Source organism: Salinibius halmophilus, from assembly GCF_003577475.1.
Lineage (GTDB): Bacteria > Pseudomonadota > Gammaproteobacteria > Pseudomonadales > Natronospirillaceae > Salinibius > Salinibius halmophilus.
The window spans coordinates 223756-243029 of the sequence record NZ_QPEP01000002.1 but is presented as its reverse complement, the minus strand read 5'-3'; the positions used below and the strand labels follow the sequence as shown (position 1 = coordinate 243029).

The window sequence follows — 19274 nt, the reverse complement described above, 5'->3', positions numbered from 1 at the left end:
ATTTTCTGGGTAAGGAATGAACAATGCGTCATCGTAAGAGTGGTCGCCACTTTAACCGTACGAGCGCTCACCGCAAGGCAATGTTGAAAAACCTTGCCAATGCACTGGTTGAGCACGAAGTAATCAAGACGACACTGCCGAAAGCAAAAGAGCTTCGTGGCGTGATCGAACCTTTGGTTACAAAAGCAAAAGTAGATTCAGTTGCTAACCGTCGTTACGTTTTCAACGCAACACGTGACAAAGCAGCTGTAGGTAAATTGTTCACCGATCTAGGTCCTCGCTACCAAGATCGTCCAGGTGGTTACGTTCGCATTCTAAAATGCGGCTTCCGCGCTGGTGACAATGCACCAATGGCTTATATCGAGTTCGTTGATCGTCCAGTTGAGTCTGACGACGAATAATAAGCTTTAAAAAGCCCGCTTCGGCGGGTTTTTTATTACCTTCCTGTTTTACATAGCGCTACCGCGTCTACCGTTTTAACACCATGTCTTTTTAGCACTTTAGCGATTTCGTTCATCGTTGTGCCAGTTGTAGTGACGTCATCTAGGATCGTTACACGGTCTGGTGCGGGTTTACCTAACCATTTAAAGCTGCCTGCTAGTTCGCGCTGACGTTCCTTTTTAGTTAGTCCCTCTAGGGGTTTACGATGCGCCCGTGTGATCAAGGGCACGCCTGCATGACGATCAAATATTTGTTTAGTGTGGTCAAAACCACGTCTCATTCGACGACGCCAGTGAGTGGGGACTGTCATCATATGTTGGCCATCATCGATTTGGTCGCAAAGGGCTTGTGCGAGCCATTGTAAAGTGGGTAGTGCTGCATGGTTTTTATTGTATTTGAAGTCACGGATAAGCTTTGCTGTAACGCCACCATAGTCATTCGCTACTAATGTCCTGTCTATCGCGTCATGGTAATCAACTTGTTCACACTGAGCGCCTTCCGTGGCCAAAGCTAAACCGCAGATCTCACATCTAGCTGTGTCCGTTGCCAGTAGCCAGTCTTTGCATTGTTGGCAGGGGGTGTTGTTGTGCGAATCATTACCGCAGAGGTGGCAAGTAGAGATTAAAAAGTAACCAGAAGTAAAGTTCATTGCTATGATTGCTAGTTAGCTCTGTATATTGTTTGGTTTTTTTACAGGGTAGTGAGATATGTTGAATAAAGCTAACGTTCGCGAGCTATTTGAGTTGCCATTTCCAGAGCTGGTATATCAAGCTATGTCTATTCATAGACAGAACTTTGATCCAACGGAAGTGCAAACGAGCACGTTGATGTCTATCAAAACGGGTGGGTGTCCGGAGGACTGTGGTTATTGTTCGCAGTCGGGGCATCATGATGCGGACTTAGAGCGTCAGCGATTGGCAGCGATTGACGAGGTTGTTGCTCAGGCGAAACGAGCGCAAGAAACTGGGGCAACACGTTTTTGCATGGGTGCAGCTTGGCGCGCGCCAGTCAAACGTGATTTTCCAGCAGTGTTGCAAATGATTAAGGAAGTCAAAGCACTCGGCATGGAGACCTGTGTAACCCTTGGTATGTTAGACGAATCGCATACCGAAGCGCTCAAAGAAGCCGGGCTAGACTACTACAATCATAATGTTGATACTTCGGAATCCCATTACAAGAACATTGTTAGTACGCGAACCTATAAAGATCGCTTAGATACATTAGATAAGGTTCGCGATGCCGGCATAAAGGTATGCTCGGGTGCTATTTTAGGCATGGGTGAAACTAGGCAAGACCGTATCGAAATGCTGCACACGCTAGCTACGCTGCCCTCTCAGCCTGAGAGTGTGCCGCTAAATCAATTAGTACCCATTCCGGGTACACCACTAGAAAATGCCGAACCCGTGACCGAACTTGAGTTTTTACGCACCATTGCGGTGGCGCGAATCATAATGCCAAAGTCCTATCTCAGGTTATCTGCTGGGCGTGAGACAATGTCGGCTGCATTGCAGGCCACAGCGTTTAGTTTGGGCATTAATTCAATCTTTTACGGCGACCAGTTATTAACCACCTCTAATCCAAACACGGTTTCAGACTTGGAGCTTTTCAAACAGGCTGGTATGAAAATTAAACAGCCTGAGTCGCTTTATTACGAAGCAGCCAGTTGATCAAAAACTAGTCAGATGTGCTATACTTTAGTCGTAAGCCTATATTAGGAGGCATTATGATTAATGATGTGATGAATACAGGTGTATTTGCTGTTCAGTCTGGCACGCAAAACCTTGATGCATCTGCTACCAAGTTGAATCAAGCGGTTGCGGCGACGTCTGCACAACCTGCTAAGGATACTTCTGTAACTGTCGCTTCAGCTGCTGTCGAGCAACAGCAGGCGCTATATCAAGTGCAGGCAGGTGCTAAAGTTGTTGAAACCGCAGATAAGGCAATCGGCACCTTGGTAGACGCGAAGGTGTAATCATGGCTGCCATTGCAGGTCCATCTCCTGTTGTGGCTGTACCGCTAACAGCGCTACAGCAAGTGGAGGCGGTGCGTTCTGGCGATCGCTCCGAGACAGCTCGTGCCATCGAAGAGAGTGAATCGACAACCAAAGCTAAGGGTGCCGAAGAAGAACGCTCAGAACAGCAGGACGATAATCGCCAATCTCGGCAGCGAGAGAATTCGCTGTCTGAGATAGAGCTTCAGCAAGTACAAGAGCTGTCTCAGCGCGATCGAGAAGTTCGCCAGCACGAACTCGCCCACCAAGCCGCTGCCGGTCAATACGGTGGTTCGATGAAACTCGAGTACACCATTGGCCCAGATGGCAAGCGCTATGCGGTAGCAGGGTCTGTGCAAGTAGACCTGTCGCGCGAAGCAACCGCCGAAGAAACCATAGAAAAAGCCGAACAAATTCAGCGTGCTGCAATGGCGCCATCCGAACCGTCATCGCAAGACAGAATGGTAGCGCAACAAGCGGTAATGATGGAAATGGCTGCTCGCGCAGAGCTGCTAAGAGAGGATAGGTTAGAGCAAGAAGCGTCTCGCGAAGAGGCTAGTGAGGAGCTAACCGAGCAGGCGGAAGCTGCAGAAGATCAGAAAGATGACTCCAGTCGCGAGTATCAGCAGCGATTTGATCAGCTAACTGAGACGCTGTTGGCATTAGAGAAATATCGCGACGAAATTGATGATATTTCAGAACGATTTCAAGCCATTGCCTAGTTAATAGCTGGTAAATTCCCTATCGCCGTTTAAGGCGCTATATCCCAAATAAACGCCCGTAAACTGCCTTTCGTCATCCGGCAATCAAACGTACAGAATTGTCGTTATTGTTGGCGATAGTGAATACTAGAGTTATGTGACCATTTTTAGTTCAATTTCGGTCATGATGCTATCTGGTAAAGGGTTAGTGGACAAGTAAGATTATCCCTAAGGGTAATAACTAAAGGAGAACAGGACGTGTCCCTTATTAAGCTTACAGCACAACAAGAAAAGGTTTTTCGACAGCTCGTGTCTGGTCAGTCATACCGTGACATCGCCGAGTGCCTAGAGATTTCCGAAAGTACCGTTAAATACCACGCACGTAGAATTTATAAGTCTATGGGCGTCTCTAATCGTGCAGAACTCGCTGCCCAGTTAATGGAAGTCATGCTTGATTCTGGCTGGTTAGACAAGCAAATCGTTCGACAGCGGCGCACAGGTGCGAAACGCCGGATATCTGAGTCTGTACCTGCGTAAAGCGTAAGTTGCCATAGGCGCCTGCCACTTCGTATACTGAAGGGGTTCTTCTAATAGGAGTGGCTTGTGCCGTCACATCATTATTCCAGAATCGCCAGTATTGTAGGCATACTTCTTGGTGGCTTTATATATTGGTGGTTAGCGTCGCTTGCGCTGTTTGCTGCGATCGTTGTTGCCGCGATATTAACGGGCATCTATTTAGACCGCAGGCTACACAGCCTGATCATCCTCGTGATCGCCAATACCTTGGTGTTTGCAAGCTCGGCAGCGGTCATACTTTTAGGCTGGGGCTATCAATTTGGCGCTACAGCTTGGTGTCTCATTCCGGTTGTTGCGCTCTTGGTCGATACCGCTATCTATGGCAGTCGTGGCGATCAGCGCAACGACTCATAGATTAGTAATATTGATAAATTTCGGCTCTCGGCTTGCGCCTTGGGCCGCTAGTTGCGCTTCGTATTCTGTTTGATAGTCCTGTTGCTTGCTAGCAAGATCGTACAGGTACTCCCAAGAATACAAACCACTATTATGGCCATCGTCAAAAAAGATTCGGATGGCGTAATTTCCTACCGGCTCTATTTTGCTAATACCTACGTGGCGTTTGCCAACAGGAAGCTCCCCGCCTACGCCGCCATGACCTTTTACTTCGGCTGATGGCGAGTACACGCGCAGCAGTTCAAAGCTGATGGCATGTGTTTCACCAGCAAAGGTTAACCACATTAGTTTGTCGGCTGACTTAACTTTGATATCGGTAGGTGCTTGCATAACAAACCTCAATGGCGATCGAATAGCTGATAACTGAGGTCACTTAGCCAGGTTTTCAAGGCCAAGCCAAGTTCAGTGTCACCATGGTAATAAAATTGACGCTGAAAGAATAAACCATCCGCATCGCATTCGCTCTGTAACATGCTCAACACCCCTCGGTAGCTCGCACCTAGTGTTACATCAGTATGGCGTGGTGTACCCATGATGGTGTTGCCTTGACTTGTGCGGCACAGGTAAACAGGCGTGGGGAAATAATCGAACTCTATGGCTATCCAGCGATTATGAATGGCGTAGGGTTCACTGCGTTTACATAGTTGGTTGAACAATAACACGGCCAGACGTTTATGCAGCATATAAGCCTCCTGCTAAAAGCACAGCTTAATAAAACTATCTGAGGTGCCACTTGCCTTAAATCAACACGCAATAAGAGCTTAGGTTAGAACATAAGTAGGAACTATGAATAACGTTCTCTACTACGTAAAACGCCATAAGCAGCCTTGTGCTAGTTTGGTGTTCGAGGTAATGCAATGGAAGTACTATGTCCTGCCGGCTCCCCAACAATGGCAATGGCTGCCTTCGAAAATGGCGCCGATGCCGTGTATGTTGGTGTCTCTGGTGCCACCAATGCTCGCAACTTTGCTGGCGCAGGCTTTAGCTATCATGATATCGAAGCGCTCATTCAATATGCCCATCAACAGGGCAAACATGTGCATTTGGCAGTCAATACGTTTGCCAAGCCGGGCGAGGAAGCAAAGTGGTATCAAGCGATTGAGCAAGCCATCTCATTCAATGCTGATGCACTCATTTTAGCCGACCTCGGGTTAATGGCCTACGCGCGCACTTTGAGTGATAGCGTGGTGTTGCATGCGTCAGTTCAGGCATCGGCTACCTCGGTTGCTGCTGCTAAGATGCTCTATGATCAGTTCGCCATTGAGCGGGTTGTGCTGCCAAGAGTGCTATCGGTAAAAGAGATCGCACGTATGCGCAAGGCTTTACCCAGTGCACTAGGCATTGAAGTGTTCGGCTTTGGCTCTCTGTGCCCAATGGTTGAAGGGCGCTGCTATTTAAGTGGCTATGCAACAGGGAAATCTCCAAACAGCTATGGTGCCTGCTCACCTGGGAAATATGTGTCTTGGCAGCGCAATGGAGAGCAGACTGACTTGCGGCTCAATGGTGTGCTGCTAAACCAGCTAGATAGCAATACACCTGCCCCTTATCCGACCCTCTGCAAAGCCAACTATAAAAATGGCCATGCGATTTGTAGCCCAGAAAGCTTGAGTACCGCAACGCTCATTGATGAGTTGCGAGACGCTGGCGTGTGCTCATTAAAGATTGAAGGGCGCCAGCGTGGACCCGTTTATGCTGGCAAGGTGGCGCGATTTTGGCGCGACCTTGTTGATGGGCGTTGCACGCCTAATCAGGTTGACCAGCAACTACAAAAGTTTGCCGAAGGCAGCCAGCTGACTCAGGGTGCTTACACCGAGGGGTGGCGATGAGGCCGTTTACATTAGCGCCGATTGCGTTTGCCTGGTCGGCAAGTGAGTTGATGGCGCTGTATAAATCGGTCGCGCATGATCCAAGGTTTACCCGTATATATATCGGCGAGGTCGTGTGTCGTAAGCGTGGGATTTTATCATTCACGCAATGGCTTGCGATTGCAGAGCAGTTGCAAGCCGCAGGTAAAGAGGTTGTATTCTCGCTGCCGTGGTTAATTAACTCTGCTAGTGATGAGCACTATGTGGAAAAGGTGTTAACGCATTGGTCTGGACCAATTGAGGCAAATGATTTGACCGCGGTAGCAGCCGCTAGCGCAGCTAGTCGTCCATTTGTCGGCGGTAATCAGTTGGCAGTATATAACTCTGCTACGCTATCTTGGCTAATGGGGCAGGGGATGACCGTCTGGTCTCCACCAGTTGAACTAGGCAAGGCATGGCTAGAAGGGTTGCTCGCCAATACACGAATACCCCATGTGGAGCTGTTTGCTTTTGGCCAGCAAATGTTGGGTATTTCTGCCCGCTGTATGCATGCACGCAGTGCTGGGCTAAGTCGCGCCAACTGCCAACAATTATGCTTAACTAAGCCAAGCGAAATACTAAAAACGCGCGAGGATCAGGCGCTTCTGGTTGCCAACGGACATACAATAATGTCTTCTGGTGAGTGCAATCTACTTGCGTTAGAATATTCAATGCCTGAGTATATAGGTAGTTTTCGAATCAGCCTGTCTAAGCCAGAGCAGTTTGCAAAGTTAGACAGTTTTCAGCGCCAAATGCAGCCAAACCAAGTAAATGGCTTTTGGTTCACAAAAGCAGGCATGGTGAGCGCCATGCAGTAAAACAAAGATTTACGCCAGATACTGGGGTAGAGGGAAGTATGCCAGAAGTAGCGAATTACGCTCAGAAATTATTGATGGCTACCAAGGCAATGATTGCCGCGGTAGAGAATCCACAAACTAAGAACAGTTGGGGCATTTCGGTGCACTCCGATAACCCAAACGACGCCAAGCAGTTACCGCATGTTGCTTGGTTTGATAGCCGCCAAGAAGCGATTGATTTCTTAGTAAATCGATGTGTCTGGGTGTTCCCATCACCCGACCCGGACGAGCAAGCAGAAAGTGCCAGTGTTTATGCCAATGTTGCAGCGCGCTTAACCGAACGTTTGCAGGATGAGTTATTTGAACTTGATGAGTTGAATGCGCTCACGCGAGGGTTATTCAAAGTAACCTGGCTTGGTTACAGTAAGCGTAATCGATAACAAAGCTGGCGCTCGCCAGCTTTGCCGTGGCATGGTCACTTAAAGAATAAAATGACTCAAGTCTTCATCTTGGGCAACATCGTTTAGGCGTTTGCTAACAAAAGCAGCATCAATGGTCAGATCAGGTGAGTTACTGGCCAATTCCGACGCATCGTAAGAGACTTCCTCTAACAGACGCTCAAGTAGCGTGTGCAAGCGGCGAGCACCAATGTTCTCGGTCTTCTCGTTGACGCTAAACGCAATCTCGGCGACCTTGCTGATACCATCGTCAGTGAAGTTGACGTTTAGGCCTTCTGTGCTCAACAAGGCTTTATACTGCTCCACCAAGCTAAACTCTGTGGCGGCAAGAATCTTCTCAAAATCACCTGGCGTAAGTGCTGACAGTTCCACTCGAATTGGTAAGCGGCCTTGTAGTTCTGGAATAAGGTCGCTTGGCTTAGAAAAGTGAAAAGCGCCTGAAGCAATAAACAAAATATGGTCGGTTTTGATTTGACCGTATTTGGTATTAACGGTAGCCCCTTCAATCAGTGGCAATAGGTCGCGCTGAACGCCTTCTCGCGATACGTCGCCACCGCCACGGTTGTCGTTTTTAGCAATTTTGTCGATCTCATCAATAAACACTACGCCGTTTTGTTCGGCAGCCTCAACCGCTTGTGACTTAATGTCATCCTCGTTGACTAGTTTGGCTGCTTCTTCTTCAACCAATAACTTCAGCGCATCTTTCACTTTCAGTTTCTGAGATTCTTTTTTATCGCGCCCCATAGAAGAAAACATGTTTTGCAGCTGCGACGCCATTTCTTCCATGCCCGGTGGGGTCATAATTTCCACACCCGCTGGCGCTTTTGAAATCTCGATCTCAATTTCTTTATCATCGAGCTCGCCTTGGCGCAGCTTTTTGCGAAACACTTGGCGTGTGGTGCTGTCGGCAGTCTCTTCAGCATCGCGAGCTGGTGGTAGTAGCGCATCAAGCACACGTTCCTCGGCAGCATCTTCGGCGCGATGTTTATTTTTGCTGATGGCTTGCTCGCGGAACATTTTAACCGACGTTTCTACTAGGTCGCGAATAATGGTTTCCACATCACGGCCAACGTAGCCGACTTCAGTAAACTTTGTCGCTTCTACTTTGATAAACGGCGCATTAGCAAGCTTGGCTAGGCGGCGAGCAATTTCGGTTTTACCCACGCCGGTTGGGCCAATCATCAAAATGTTCTTTGGGCTAATTTCTTCGCGCTGATGTTCTGGCAACTGCATACGGCGCCAGCGGTTACGCATTGCAACCGCAACGGCACGTTTAGCGCTGTCTTGCCCAATAATATGTTTATCCAGACTGTGTACAATTTCTCTTGGCGTCATCGACATAATAAAAGCCTTACTTAGCAGATAGCGTTTCAACGTTGTGGTTATGGTTGCTGTATACGCAGATGTCGCCAGCAATGGTGAGTGACTTGTGCACAATGTCTGTCGCAGACAAGTCAGTATTGTCATATAGAGCGCGCGCAGCAGCTAAGGCAAAGTTGCCACCAGAGCCAATCGCAAGTACGCCATATTCTGGTTCTACGACATCGCCCGTACCACTGATGACGAGTGAGGTTTCGGCATCGGCGACAATAAGCATGGCTTCAAGTTTGCGCAAAGCACGGTCCGAGCGCCACTCTTTGGCTAGCTCGACAGCCGAGCGGGTAAGGTGGCCTGAGTGTTTCTGCAAATGGCTTTCGAACTTTTCGAATAAGGTAAAGGCATCGGCCGTGGCGCCAGCAAATCCGGCCACTACTTGGCCTTGGTAAAGGCGGCGAACTTTACGAGCATTGCTCTTCATGACTGTTTGGCCAAGTGATACCTGGCCATCACCGCCAAGGGCAACTTCGTCACCCTTACGCACACATACAATCGTGGTCATAATCTATTCCTCTTGACTATGACCTAGTTATTGGGGGGATGCTTTGGCTTTTCAACCTTGGCTAGGGTACTCGGTTAAGGTACCCGCCTGGTAAGCGGTTGGATGTCGAGCTCAACCAAACGGTCTTTAACCGAGTTGGCGCGTGAGCGGTTATCAAGGGGGCCTACCACTACACGGAACCACTCGCCGTTATCGGTGTTGATAGCATCGACCGTTGTTTCAGTTAAGCCGTTAAGCAGTAACTCGGCGCGCATCCGGTCGGCATCGGCTTGATTGCGAAAAGACCCAGCTTGCACCAACCACTTGCGTGTATCGGCAGGTTTGGCTTCTGTGGCGCTTGTCGTATTGGTCACCTGAATCTTGTTAACATCTACCTCTTCGTCTTTTAATACTTGGTAAAAGCTTAACTCGATATCACGTTCTTGCTTTTGTTCTTCGCTTAACTTTTCTACGGGTGCTTGCACCGCGGTTATATCCGCTTCTTTCACCTCGGGTTTAGGCGCTACGCTAACCGGCGCGGTAGGGCGCTCTGGCGTGTTCTGGTACAAATACCAGCCACCCGCAACGGCCAACAATACAATAATTGCAATTAAAGCAGATAAAGTGCCACCACCACGCGACCGCTTGTGCGGCATGATTGGGGGTGGTGCTTGAGCGAAATCACGAGGCAAGGTTCACTTCCTTAGTATGAACAACTTCACAGTATGTTCTTATTTTGGCGCAAAAATGAGATTTAGCCAACATCTATTGGGTCTACATCTATGCGCCAGCTTGCTTGCTTCGTGTCCATGTTTTGTAACAATGTGCGGCAGTAGCGTAACCAACGGTTTAGTTCGCTGCGCGACTCAGCATGGAAGTGCAAAAGCTGGCGGTATAATTTGGCTCGTTTTGCCATGGTAGCCGGTACTGGGCCAAGTACGCGAATGTTCACTTGTGCCTCGGTTAACTGAGCGACCAACTGGCGCAAAACTTGTGCAGCTTGCCAGTCATGTGGTGCGTCGCAGCGAATGATGGCGTGCGAGTGATAGGGTGGCAGCAATGCTTGCTGGCGCTCATTTAGCCAATGGCGGGCACTGCCCAAATAACCAAAGTTGATTAGCTGGCTGAAAAACGGGTGCTCAGGGTAGCGTGACTGGACTAATACTTCACCATGGCGCTCGCCACGCCCGGAGCGGCCAGCCACCTGTGTTAATAGCTGCGCCATACGCTCGCTAGCACGGTAGTCAACGCCCCAAAAACCAGCATCGCCATCGGTGACCACGACTAAAGTAATATTGGGAATATGGTGGCCCTTGGCCAGCATTTGTGTGCCCACAATTAACGCCGGCCCCTTCTCGGGTACATCGGCCAGTAGCTTGGCTATGCCACCTGGTTGGTTTGCTGTGTCGCGATCGATGCGAATAATAGGTGTGTTGGCAAACTGCTGTTCTAATATATCGGTTTGCTTCTCGGTGCCCAGCCCTAGGCCAACAAGCTCCGGGCTTTGGCAAGATGGGCAATGTTGCGGTTTTGGGTGTTGCCAGCCGCAATGGTGGCACTTTAATTGGCTACTGTGTTGATGCAGTACCAAGCGTGCATCGCAATTAGGGCAGTCGGCGAGCCAGCCACAACTTTGGCACATCACACTTGGTGCCCAGCCACGGCGATTTAAAAACACCATCACTTGATTGCCATCTGCGAGGTGTTGCTGCATACGCTTTAGCGTTCGCTCTGCTAACCCAGCGGTCAGCTGAGCGTGGCGCATATCAACCATTTCGATATTAGGAATTTGCGCGCGACCAGTGCGTTCAGTTAGCTGGTGCCAGTGAAACTTTCCTGACCAAGCATTGTTTAAGCTTTCTAAGCTTGGCGTAGCTGAACCTAGCAACACTGGTATGCCATCATCAAATGCACGCTTAATGGCCACATCACGGGCTTGATAGCGAATGCCATCTTGCTGCTTGTATGAGGTGTCGTGTTCCTCGTCAACGATTACCAAGCCAAGGTTGGCCAGTGGTGCGAACACTGCCGAGCGCGTGCCTAGTACAATGTCTACCTTGTTGTGTTTAACAAATAACCACTGGTTTAAGCGCTCACTATCGCTCAGGCCTGAATGCAATACAGCAATCGGGCGGGCAAATCGCTGTTGAAATCGGCGCACCGTTTGTGGGGTTAGGCCAATTTCTGGAATTAACACCAGTGCTTGTTTTCCGGCTGCCAAGCAGCGCTCAATAAGCTGCAAATACACCTCGGTTTTACCACTGCCGGTAACGCCGTATAAAAGGTGGCAGCCTGGTTGTTCTAACTTAATGTCGTTCAGTACTGTCGCCTGTTCGCGTGATGGCGTTAATTTCTCTTGTTGCTCGCCGTGCCATACACTGGGTTCATCATCTAGCTTAAGGCGCTCAATGCAGGCTCGTTTAATTAAGCTGTTAATGGTTTGGGTGGTAAATCCGTTGAGCCGAACTTCCGACATGGAAAGCTGCTGGCCATCACTTTCTGCAAGTAAATCCAGCAAGCGCTTCTGTTTACTGCCGGGTACGTTTTCATGCTGGCAAAGTTTTAGGTAAGTACTCTGGTTGGGTTCGCTAGAGTTATCTTGGCGCAAGCGATTTGGCAGCATGGCAAACAATACTTCGCCCAAGGCTTGCTGGTAATAGTTGGCAATCCACCTCGCGAGCGCTAGCTGTTGGGTTGAAAACACCGGCTCTGGGTCGAGGACCTGCTGTACATGCTTCAACCGTGAAAACTTTGATTCATCTACTAGCCCCGTAATGACCCCAACAAGGGTTTGATTGCCGCGCCCATAAGGGATGACGACCCGTTGACCTACCTGAACGTCGCTGGGGGCTAGGTAATCGAAGCTTTGGAACAAAGGTCGATTGATCGAAATTTCTGCAATGGTTGAAGTCAAAATACTTTGTCTATTAGTTGAAAGCTGATAAAATCCGCCGCCTTGTAACCAATGACTGATATCTCAGTCAGAACCGATGCGGTGCCAAAGCAAAGTGCATTTGGTAGCGGCGTCACGAATAGGAGCATTCTAATGCAAAAAGGTATCCACCCAGAATACAATGAAATTACTGCAAAGTGTTCTTGCGGTAACGAAATCAAAACTCGCTCTACCAAGGGTTCAGACATGTCACTAGACGTATGCTCTCAGTGCCACCCGTTCTACACTGGTAAGCAGAAAATTGTTGACTCTGGCGGCCGTGTTGATCGCTTCAACAAGCGTTTCGGCGCTCGTAAGCTGTCTTCTAAGTAATAGTCGACCTAAGTCAATAAAAAGCGCCTTTCATGGCGCTTTTTTTGTTTTCCCTCTCGCCTAATTGTAACGCTTCATTACAATACTCAACCCTCTCTCCTTTGCAGAAAAGCCGCAATTTGCAGCATTGATAAGGTTGTTGAGTTGTTACTTAATGTAATTAAGTCGCTCATTTTGCAAACTTTGCACTAGCCTAAGTCGTATGGCCAATAAAAGGCCAATTTTCTGTTTGTTACACATATCGCAATGTAAAAGGAGCCTACAAAACTCGGCAAAGCTCTGGCTGTTTAATAACGCACGAGTTTAAGGTTCCGCTAGGCGAGCCAGAACTAGGATGACATTATGTCGGATCTAAATAAAGAAGCGCTCCATTATCATGCCGAACCAACACCCGGCAAACTAACGATTGAAATTACCACACCTACGGCCACATCACATGACTTAGCCTTGGCCTATTCGCCTGGTGTAGCGGCACCAGTAAAAGAAATTGCTGCCGATGAAGAAAATGCTTTCAAATATACAATGAAAGGTAACCTTGTGGCGGTCATTTCCAACGGCTCAGCCATTTTAGGTTTAGGTAACCTAGGGGCGCTGGCGTCTAAACCAGTGATGGAGGGTAAGTCACTGTTATTTAAGCGTTTCGCCAACGTCGATTCGATAGATGTAGAAGTAGAAACCGAAGACGTCGATGAGTTTGTGCGCACCGTTGAGCTGATCCATAAAACCTATGGTGGCATCAACTTGGAAGACATTAAAGCGCCAGAGTGCTTTGAAATTGAAAAGCGCTTAAAAGCGTTGTGCGATATTCCGGTTTTCCACGATGACCAGCACGGTACTGCTATTGTTACCCTGGCTGGCATGCTCAATGCGCTTGAGTTGCAAAACAAAAAAATTGAAAACGCCAAGTTGGTCTGCTTGGGTGCTGGCGCGGCAGCTATTTCTTGCTGTCGCTTATTAGTACTAGCGGGAATGAAAAAAGAAAACATCTATATGCTCGACCGCAAAGGTGTCATTCACACCGGCCGAGCCGACCTAAGCGTTTACAAAGCAGAGTTTGCCAACGAAACCACTAAGCGCACGCTAGACGACGCCATTGCCGGTGCCGACGTATTTTTAGGCTTGTCTGGACCAGACCTGCTTACAGCCGAGCAGCTCAACACCATGGCCAACCGACCAATCGTGTTTGCCTGCTCTAACCCCGATCCAGAAATTGCTTACGACGTTGCCATGGCAACCCGTGATGATTTGATTATGGCCACTGGCCGCTCAGATTACCCGAACCAAGTAAACAATGTGCTCGGCTTCCCGTTTATCTTCCGTGGTGCTTTGGATGTACGTGCCAAGGAAATTAACGACGACATGAAGCTAGCTGCTGCCAGGGCGTTAGCCGATTTGGCTCGACAAGATGTACCAGAAGAGGTTAAGGTCGCCTACGGCGTTGAGCAAATGGCGTTTGGTCCTACCTATATTATTCCCAAGCCATTAGATGCTCGTTTATTGAAAGTTGTTGCAGGTGCAGTAGCGCGCTCGGCTCAGGAAACCGGTGCGGCGCGTGCGCCATTGCCGGAAAAATATCGAGAATAATGAAAACCATAGCACTTTGGGGAATTCGCTTAACAACCGTTGCTTTACTCACAGTGCTTTTCATAGATGGCTGGTTTGAGTGGCGCTACCAGCCAGCCATCACCTCTTCAGGCCAACCTACACCATTCACCTCTGATGTTGCACTGGTACTTGGCACAAGCAAGTTCTTAGTGGGCGGTGGTATTAACCAGTATTATCAAAATCGCATTAATCGCGCCGCCGAGCTATACCAAAGTGGGCGCGTGAAAATATTATTGGTAAGTGGCGACAATGGCACGCTGGCTTATAACGAACCTGTGCAAATGCAGCGCGATCTAATGCGCTTAGGTGTACCCGAGTCTGCCATCGTGCTCGACTATGCCGGTTTTCGCACCCTCGACTCTGTTCAACGAGCCCACAAAGTATTTGGCCTAGATCACATGCTGGTCGTCAGCCAACCCTTTCACCTGCCCAGAGCCCTTTTTCTGGCTGAACAAGTGGGCATGCAAGCCCAAGGCGTTGCCGCGGCCGAGCCACACTGGTGGTGGAATGCCCGAGTGCGCCTGCGTGAAGTGCTGGCGCGCAATGTTGCCATTTTAGACACCCTAATGGGCAGGCAGGCTAAATTTGTTGGCCCTGCCGAGCCAATCGAACTGCCCTAGATAGATTCCCTTTTTTCACTAATTGATGTTCATTTGAGAATTTATTTCCGGTAATGATACATTGCTGAAATAATTGGGCTGATCAAAAAAACACCTCCTATTGTTCAAATGTTAGGTACAACATGTTGCCCGGAGGCCGTTATGCCAGCTTACAAAGCTCCTATTCGTGATTATCAGTTTGTATTGTGGGAATTACTCAACAGTGAAGAGCACTATCAGGCCCTAGGGGCCGAAGATGCCACGCGCGATATGGTGGATGCCATTGTGCAAGAAGCCGGTAAGTTCTGCGAGGAAGTACTGTCACCCCTTAATGCAGTGGGAGACGAGCAGGGGTGCAAGTTTAATGACGGCGTGGTGACCACCCCAGACGGCTTTAAAGAAGCCTATCAACAATGGGTAGATAGCGGCTGGCCATCTTTGGCAGCTGAAGAAAAGTTCGGCGGCCAAGGGCTGCCTGAATCAATCGCCAATATCGTGTCCGAAATGGCAGGCGCAGCAAACTGGGCGTGGGCCATGTATCCAGGGCTTAGCCATGGCGCCATTAATACCCTAGAACAGCACGGCACCGACGAACAGCAGCAGCTGTATTTGCCAAAACTTGTAAGTGGCGAGTGGACGGGCACCATGTGCTTAACCGAACCGCACTGTGGCTCAGACCTAGGCCTACTTAAAACCAAAGCCGTACCCAACGACGATGGCAGCTATGCCATTACCGGCAATAAAATTTATATCTCGGCAGGCGAGCACGATATGACCGACAACATCGTGCACATTGTACTAGCCCGACTACCCGATGCGCCGGCGGGCACCAAGGGTATCTCGCTATTTATCGTGCCTAAGTATGTTCCAAACGAGGCAGGCGAGGTTGGTGAGCGCAATGGTGTGGTTTGTGGCTCTATTGAAGAAAAAATGGGCATTCATGGTAATGCCACAGCCGTATTAAACTTCGACGAAGCCAAAGGCTGGTTGATCGGGCCACCAAATAAAGGCCTCAACTGCATGTTTACCTTTATGAACTTCGCGCGTATTGGCACCGCTATTCAAGGGGTGTCGGCTACTGAACTAAGTTACCAGGGTGCACTGGCATACGCCAAAGACCGCCTAGCCATGCGGGCACTAAACGGCCCAGCCATGCCAGACAAACCAGCCGACCCAATTATTGTGCATCCAGATGTGCGGCGCATGCTATTTACCCAAAAAGCCGTTGCCGAGGGGGGGCGTGCCATGCTGGCCTACGCCAGTCAGTTTGTTGATATTGTCCGCCAAGGCGGCGAGAACGCCAAAGCCGCCGACCAGTTGCTGTCGGTGGTTACACCAGTCGCAAAAGCATTTTTGACCGAGCTGGCTGTAGAAACCACTAACCACGGGGTGCAAATTCATGGTGGCGCTGGTTTTGTTAAAGACTACGGCATGGAGCAAATTGTTCGCGATACCCGCATTTCCACCATTTATGAAGGCACTACGGCCATTCAATCACTCGACCTGCTAGGGCGCAAAATTCTAGGCAGTAACGGCGCCTTGCTTAAAGTGCTCGCCAAAGAGATTGAAGGCTCTATGAAAGTGATGAGCCAAGACTATGCCATGGGTGAGTTTGTTGCACCGCTTGCCAAGCGGATGAAAGAACTAGAAAGCATGACCCAAGCCCTTGGCATGAAAGCCATGACCGACCGCACCGTAGTTGGCGCTGCGGCCTATGACTATATGATGTTTGCTGGTTATGTATTGCTTGGCTGGTTCTGGGCCCGCATGGCGCAAGTGGCACATCAAAAACTGGCCGAAGGCGATAGCGAAGAAGCCTTCTACGAAGCCAAAATTAAAACGGCACGCTTCTATTTTGAGCGCATGTTACCGCGTTGCAGTGCCCATCGTTATGGCATCTTGGGTGATCCAGATACGCTCACGTCAATGGCGGATGATAACTTCTAGGGGGTTGTTATGGCGGATTATGTGCCACCACTAAAAGACATGCAGTTCATCTTGCAAGAGGTGCTGGGTGCAGAAAAAAACTGGCAGCAACTAGGGCTCGACGTCACGTTAGAGGACGCTGGCGCCATTCTAGAAGAAGCCGGTAAACAAGTAAGCCAAAGCTGGAGCCCTCTGAACCGCAGTGGCGACGAGCAAGGGTGTCATCATCAAGGCACCGCCGTTACCACTCCAAACGGCTTCAAAGCTGCCTATAAAGACTGGGCCGAAGCAGGCTGGATTGGCTTAATAGGCAAACCCGAGTACGGTGGCATGGGCATGCCGAAAATGCTCTCGGCCCTGATTGAAGAAATGATTCATGGTGGCAATACCAGCCTAGCCTTGTATCCACTACTCAGTGCCGGTGCCGCCTTGTTGCTTGCCTCGCATGCTAGCGAAGCGCAAAAGCAGCAATACTTGCCGCTGCTATACAGTGGTGAGTGGAGTGGCACCATGTGCTTAACCGAACCGCATTGTGGTTCGGACTTAGGCATTATGAAAACCAAAGCCGAGCCAGATGGTGATACGTATAGGCTCACCGGTACTAAGATTTTTATCACCGGTGGCGAGCATGATTTAACCGATAACATCATTCATTTGGTGCTGGCCAAACTGCCCGACGCCCCAGCCGGAACACGTGGTATCTCGCTGTTTATTGTGCCGAAAGTATTGGCAAACGGTGAGCGCAATCAGGTGTTTTGTGGCTCGATCGAGCACAAAATGGGCATTAAAGGCTCAGCCACCTGTGTGATGAACTTTGATGGCGCCGAAGGCTACTTGGTTGGCGAGCCTCATCAAGGCCTGAAATATATGTTCACCATGATGAACTACGAGCGGGTATCAATTGGCTTGCAAGGACTAGGGCTTGCCGAGCGTGCTAATCAAATTGCGCTCGATTACGCTAGTGAGCGCTTACAAGGGCGCAACCCAGCAGCCGCTAGCCAACCAAACAAACCAGCCGACCCAATAGTGGAGTTGCCTGACGTGCGGCGCATGTTATTAGACGTGCAAGCCTTTGTGGAAAGTGGCCGAGCGATGGCAGCCTGGGCTGGACAATGGTTAGACATTGCAAGCTTTAGCACCGACGACGAGCAAAAAGCCAAAGCCAATGGCTATGTGGCGCTGATTACTCCTGTGGTAAAAGCCTGGCTCACCGACCGTGGCTTCGATGCCTGTGTTACCGCGCAACAGGTTCTGGGTGGCCATGGTTATGTAGCAGAATGGGAAGTAGAGCAGCTTGTGCGTGATGCCCGCATTGCTCAAATTTATGAAGGCACCAATGGTATACAAGCGCTGGATTTGCTTGGCCGCAAGGTTGTCGCCAATCAAGGCAAATGGCTGCAAACCTGGCTAGCCGATGCTCGAGTCATTGCAGCAGGAGTGGACGGTGAGCGATTGCGCCATACATTAAAACTAGTGGAGCAAGCGGCCGACTTTGTACTGCAAAGCCAGCGCGACCAAGCCGTGCTAGTCAATGCCGTTGCCGTCGACTTCTTGCGCTTAGTTGGCCTAGCGATGGCCGGTGAAATGTGGCTGCGCATGCGCCATGCCGCCAATAGCGATAGCGAGTTGCACCATCACAAACGCCAACTGAGCAACTACTTCGAGCGCCGCTGGCTCGTAGAAGACGACGCCATCTTCGCTCGCATCATGGCCGGCCACTGCGTCATCACCGACTGCGACCCAAGAACAACACCGAGGTAGCCGTCACACCCACCCCGCGACACCCCCTTCGTCACACCCGCGAAGGCGGGTGTCTAGCCTTAGTCATTCAAACCCTAGGTTGCACGGCCACGGTATTTTGTGGCCGGGCAACAGTCATTCCCGCGCAGGCGGGAATCTAATTACCATATTCAAAAAAGCAAATTAGACACCCGATAAAAACACTCGGGTGTGACGCAGGGTTTTGTTTCCCAAACCTGCGGTTTGTGAAACCTACTTAAGCTTATCCACCGCAAACTCAATCAACGGCCGGTGAAAACCTTGTTTAATCACCGCCACAATACGTTGGCGATCTAGGTTCAAATAGTCGTGTACCAGCGCATTACGCATACCCACAACTTTTGTCCAAGGAATATCAGTGGCGTCTTGCCCGAGGCTCTTTAGTTTATCAAATGCCTGCCGTGCTTCGTTTGGCACCACAACGCCCTGCGTTTTTAACGTTTGTTTGGTGATGCCAATACAAGCTTCAACGATTAGCTGTAAATTTCGTTCGGCAGCGCGATATTCAATGCTAGATAGGTACCCCTTCTCTTTCAGCGCAGCGTCTAGCTCGGCTAGCTCTTCGGCAATGGTGGCTACTTGCTCTTGCATCGCTGCTTTATAAGCCTCATCCATAGTGCTTCCTATGATACTGGTAGTCTACCTCCCACATGGAGGTGATTTTGTTTTCAGTGCGGGCCACGCGAAGACCATTGCTCGAATACAGCAGCTTACCGGTAGTGATAATTGAATAGGCTAAGGGCAATGGCACATGATCAATATCGGCAATGCTTAACGTGAATTCTGCTAGCCCTAGTTCCTGCTGCCACTCGAGCGCTAGTGTTTCGGGTCGTAAACGTCGCTCAAGCTCATCTTCAATAAATGAATCAAAGGCCACTGCAAGGTCATAATCACTATGCTCGCTTTCAGTGCCTTTAGCCCGAGAACCATAAAGCCATAGGGCGACAATATTGTCGTCTGCTTCAGCGAGTTGTAAGCATTGCTGTTGGATATCCATCTCGAACCACTTGATCAACCAATATCTAGCAGTTTACTGGTGTTA

At 49.6% G+C, this 19274-nt stretch carries 23 protein-coding genes; 14 read left to right on the top strand and 9 right to left on the bottom strand.

Annotation, left to right across the window (positions count from 1 at the left end):
• Nucleotides 1-23: 23 nt before the first annotated feature.
• The gene (rplQ, locus tag DUW71_RS02775; RefSeq protein WP_119393712.1) at nt 24-401 is read left to right on the top strand and encodes a 50S ribosomal protein L17; all 378 of its coding nucleotides are present in this window, start codon (nt 24-26) and stop codon (nt 399-401) included.
• 35 nt (nt 402-436) lie between these two features.
• On the opposite strand, the gene DUW71_RS02770 is transcribed toward rplQ, so the two are convergent.
• Complete coding sequence (locus tag DUW71_RS02770) at nt 437-1090, bottom strand: ComF family protein (protein ID WP_119393711.1); 654 nt, start codon at nt 1088-1090, stop codon at nt 437-439.
• Between the two features lie 58 nt (nt 1091-1148).
• Here DUW71_RS02770 and bioB point away from each other — a divergent pair, with 58 nt between their 5' ends.
• From bioB to DUW71_RS02745, 5 genes are all read left to right on the top strand, one after another.
• A complete protein-coding gene (gene bioB, locus DUW71_RS02765; RefSeq protein WP_119393710.1) occupies nt 1149-2108 on the top strand; it encodes a biotin synthase BioB in 960 nt (319 codons plus the stop codon).
• A 56-nt stretch (nt 2109-2164) separates the two neighbouring features.
• Entirely contained in the window at nt 2165-2413 is a 249-nt protein-coding gene (locus DUW71_RS02760) for a hypothetical protein (protein WP_119393709.1), read from the top strand.
• A gap of 2 nt (nt 2414-2415) precedes the next feature.
• A complete protein-coding gene (locus DUW71_RS02755; RefSeq protein WP_119393708.1) occupies nt 2416-3153 on the top strand; it encodes a putative metalloprotease CJM1_0395 family protein in 738 nt (245 codons plus the stop codon).
• 237 nt (nt 3154-3390) lie between these two features.
• The gene (locus DUW71_RS02750; RefSeq protein ID WP_158583844.1) at nt 3391-3669 is read left to right on the top strand and encodes a response regulator transcription factor; all 279 of its coding nucleotides are present in this window, start codon (nt 3391-3393) and stop codon (nt 3667-3669) included.
• A 66-nt stretch (nt 3670-3735) separates the two neighbouring features.
• Nucleotides 3736-4062 carry a hypothetical protein gene (locus tag DUW71_RS02745; protein WP_119393706.1) on the top strand — a complete coding sequence of 109 codons (327 nt, stop codon included), beginning with the start codon at nt 3736-3738 and terminating at the stop codon, nt 4060-4062.
• Here DUW71_RS02745 and DUW71_RS02740 read toward each other — a convergent pair.
• Together DUW71_RS02740 and ubiT are read right to left on the bottom strand one after the other, a co-directional pair.
• Nucleotides 4057-4431: a gamma-butyrobetaine hydroxylase-like domain-containing protein gene (locus DUW71_RS02740; protein WP_119393705.1), complete on the bottom strand. Its 375-nt coding sequence runs from the start codon at nt 4429-4431 to the stop codon at nt 4057-4059. The two genes, DUW71_RS02745 and DUW71_RS02740, sit on opposite strands and share 6 nt — an antisense overlap.
• Before the next feature lie 8 nt (nt 4432-4439).
• The gene (ubiT, locus tag DUW71_RS02735) at nt 4440-4784 is read right to left on the bottom strand and encodes a ubiquinone anaerobic biosynthesis accessory factor UbiT (protein ID WP_119393704.1); all 345 of its coding nucleotides are present in this window, start codon (nt 4782-4784) and stop codon (nt 4440-4442) included.
• A gap of 174 nt (nt 4785-4958) precedes the next feature.
• On the opposite strand from ubiT, the gene DUW71_RS02730 reads away from it, so the two are divergent.
• The 3 genes from DUW71_RS02730 to DUW71_RS02720 are packed head-to-tail and all read left to right on the top strand — an operon-like array spanning nt 4959 to nt 7182.
• Nucleotides 4959-5927, top strand: a complete 969-nt coding sequence (locus DUW71_RS02730; protein ID WP_119393703.1) for a peptidase U32 family protein — start codon at nt 4959-4961, stop codon at nt 5925-5927.
• Nucleotides 5924-6763 (top strand): U32 family peptidase, encoded by an 840-nt coding sequence (locus DUW71_RS02725; RefSeq protein ID WP_119393702.1) that lies wholly within the window; start codon nt 5924-5926, stop codon nt 6761-6763. The genes DUW71_RS02730 and DUW71_RS02725 overlap by 4 nt, the downstream gene beginning before the upstream one ends.
• A 38-nt stretch (nt 6764-6801) precedes the next feature.
• On the top strand, nt 6802-7182 hold the full coding sequence (locus DUW71_RS02720; protein ID WP_119393701.1) for a hypothetical protein: 381 nt from the start codon (nt 6802-6804) through the stop codon (nt 7180-7182).
• A gap of 39 nt (nt 7183-7221) precedes the next feature.
• On the opposite strand, the gene hslU is transcribed toward DUW71_RS02720, so the two are convergent.
• From hslU to DUW71_RS02700, 4 genes are all read right to left on the bottom strand, one after another.
• Entirely contained in the window at nt 7222-8544 is a 1323-nt protein-coding gene (hslU, locus tag DUW71_RS02715) for an ATP-dependent protease ATPase subunit HslU (RefSeq protein WP_325048579.1), read from the bottom strand.
• 7 nt (nt 8545-8551) lie between these two features.
• Complete coding sequence (gene hslV / locus DUW71_RS02710; protein ID WP_119393699.1) at nt 8552-9079, bottom strand: ATP-dependent protease subunit HslV; 528 nt, start codon at nt 9077-9079, stop codon at nt 8552-8554.
• A gap of 74 nt (nt 9080-9153) precedes the next feature.
• Complete coding sequence (locus DUW71_RS02705; RefSeq protein ID WP_119393698.1) at nt 9154-9750, bottom strand: SPOR domain-containing protein; 597 nt, start codon at nt 9748-9750, stop codon at nt 9154-9156.
• Nucleotides 9751-9812: 62 nt separating this feature from the next.
• On the bottom strand, nt 9813-11972 hold the full coding sequence (locus DUW71_RS02700) for a primosomal protein N' (RefSeq protein WP_158583843.1): 2160 nt from the start codon (nt 11970-11972) through the stop codon (nt 9813-9815).
• Between the two features lie 132 nt (nt 11973-12104).
• Between DUW71_RS02700 and rpmE the strand changes: the two genes are divergently transcribed.
• The 5 genes from rpmE (at nt 12105) to DUW71_RS02675 (ending at nt 18214) form a co-directional block, all read left to right on the top strand.
• Nucleotides 12105-12323 (top strand): 50S ribosomal protein L31, encoded by a 219-nt coding sequence (gene rpmE / locus DUW71_RS02695; protein ID WP_119393696.1) that lies wholly within the window; start codon nt 12105-12107, stop codon nt 12321-12323.
• Between the two features lie 342 nt (nt 12324-12665).
• Nucleotides 12666-13907, top strand: a complete 1242-nt coding sequence (locus DUW71_RS02690; protein ID WP_119393695.1) for a malic enzyme-like NAD(P)-binding protein — start codon at nt 12666-12668, stop codon at nt 13905-13907.
• Complete coding sequence (locus tag DUW71_RS02685; RefSeq protein ID WP_119393694.1) at nt 13907-14548, top strand: SanA/YdcF family protein; 642 nt, start codon at nt 13907-13909, stop codon at nt 14546-14548. Before DUW71_RS02690 ends, DUW71_RS02685 begins: the two co-directional genes overlap by 1 nt.
• A 141-nt stretch (nt 14549-14689) precedes the next feature.
• Nucleotides 14690-16474 (top strand): acyl-CoA dehydrogenase C-terminal domain-containing protein, encoded by a 1785-nt coding sequence (locus DUW71_RS02680; protein WP_119393693.1) that lies wholly within the window; start codon nt 14690-14692, stop codon nt 16472-16474.
• Nucleotides 16475-16483: 9 nt separating this feature from the next.
• Nucleotides 16484-18214: an acyl-CoA dehydrogenase family protein gene (locus DUW71_RS02675; protein WP_119393692.1), complete on the top strand. Its 1731-nt coding sequence runs from the start codon at nt 16484-16486 to the stop codon at nt 18212-18214.
• A gap of 231 nt (nt 18215-18445) precedes the next feature.
• Here DUW71_RS02675 and hepT read toward each other — a convergent pair whose 3' ends face one another.
• Nucleotides 18446-18847 carry a type VII toxin-antitoxin system HepT family RNase toxin gene (gene hepT / locus DUW71_RS02670; protein WP_119393691.1) on the bottom strand — a complete coding sequence of 134 codons (402 nt, stop codon included), beginning with the start codon at nt 18845-18847 and terminating at the stop codon, nt 18446-18448.
• A complete protein-coding gene (mntA, locus tag DUW71_RS02665; RefSeq protein ID WP_119393690.1) occupies nt 18840-19229 on the bottom strand; it encodes a type VII toxin-antitoxin system MntA family adenylyltransferase antitoxin in 390 nt (129 codons plus the stop codon). Before mntA ends, hepT begins: the two co-directional genes overlap by 8 nt.
• Nucleotides 19230-19274: the final 45 nt, after the last annotated feature.

Excerpts from the sequence above, each read along its gene's own strand:
- rplQ (WP_119393712.1), top strand. The coding sequence starts at position 24 with ATGCGTCATCGTAAGAGTGGTCGCCACTTTAACCGTACGAGCGCTCAC.
- DUW71_RS02770 (WP_119393711.1), bottom strand. The coding sequence starts at position 1,090 with ATGAACTTTACTTCTGGTTACTTTTTAATCTCTACTTGCCACCTCTGC.
- bioB (WP_119393710.1), top strand. The coding sequence starts at position 1,149 with ATGTTGAATAAAGCTAACGTTCGCGAGCTATTTGAGTTGCCATTTCCA.
- DUW71_RS02760 (WP_119393709.1), top strand. The coding sequence starts at position 2,165 with ATGATTAATGATGTGATGAATACAGGTGTATTTGCTGTTCAGTCTGGC.
- DUW71_RS02755 (WP_119393708.1), top strand. The coding sequence starts at position 2,416 with ATGGCTGCCATTGCAGGTCCATCTCCTGTTGTGGCTGTACCGCTAACA.
- DUW71_RS02740 (WP_119393705.1), bottom strand. The coding sequence starts at position 4,431 with ATGCAAGCACCTACCGATATCAAAGTTAAGTCAGCCGACAAACTAATG.
- ubiT (WP_119393704.1), bottom strand. The coding sequence starts at position 4,784 with ATGCTGCATAAACGTCTGGCCGTGTTATTGTTCAACCAACTATGTAAA.
- DUW71_RS02730 (WP_119393703.1), top strand. The coding sequence starts at position 4,959 with ATGGAAGTACTATGTCCTGCCGGCTCCCCAACAATGGCAATGGCTGCC.
- DUW71_RS02725 (WP_119393702.1), top strand. The coding sequence starts at position 5,924 with ATGAGGCCGTTTACATTAGCGCCGATTGCGTTTGCCTGGTCGGCAAGT.
- DUW71_RS02720 (WP_119393701.1), top strand. The coding sequence starts at position 6,802 with ATGCCAGAAGTAGCGAATTACGCTCAGAAATTATTGATGGCTACCAAG.
- hslV (WP_119393699.1), bottom strand. The coding sequence starts at position 9,079 with ATGACCACGATTGTATGTGTGCGTAAGGGTGACGAAGTTGCCCTTGGC.
- rpmE (WP_119393696.1), top strand. The coding sequence starts at position 12,105 with ATGCAAAAAGGTATCCACCCAGAATACAATGAAATTACTGCAAAGTGT.
- DUW71_RS02690 (WP_119393695.1), top strand. The coding sequence starts at position 12,666 with ATGTCGGATCTAAATAAAGAAGCGCTCCATTATCATGCCGAACCAACA.
- DUW71_RS02685 (WP_119393694.1), top strand. The coding sequence starts at position 13,907 with ATGAAAACCATAGCACTTTGGGGAATTCGCTTAACAACCGTTGCTTTA.
- DUW71_RS02680 (WP_119393693.1), top strand. The coding sequence starts at position 14,690 with ATGCCAGCTTACAAAGCTCCTATTCGTGATTATCAGTTTGTATTGTGG.
- DUW71_RS02675 (WP_119393692.1), top strand. The coding sequence starts at position 16,484 with ATGGCGGATTATGTGCCACCACTAAAAGACATGCAGTTCATCTTGCAA.
- hepT (WP_119393691.1), bottom strand. The coding sequence starts at position 18,847 with ATGGATGAGGCTTATAAAGCAGCGATGCAAGAGCAAGTAGCCACCATT.
- mntA (WP_119393690.1), bottom strand. The coding sequence starts at position 19,229 with ATGGATATCCAACAGCAATGCTTACAACTCGCTGAAGCAGACGACAAT.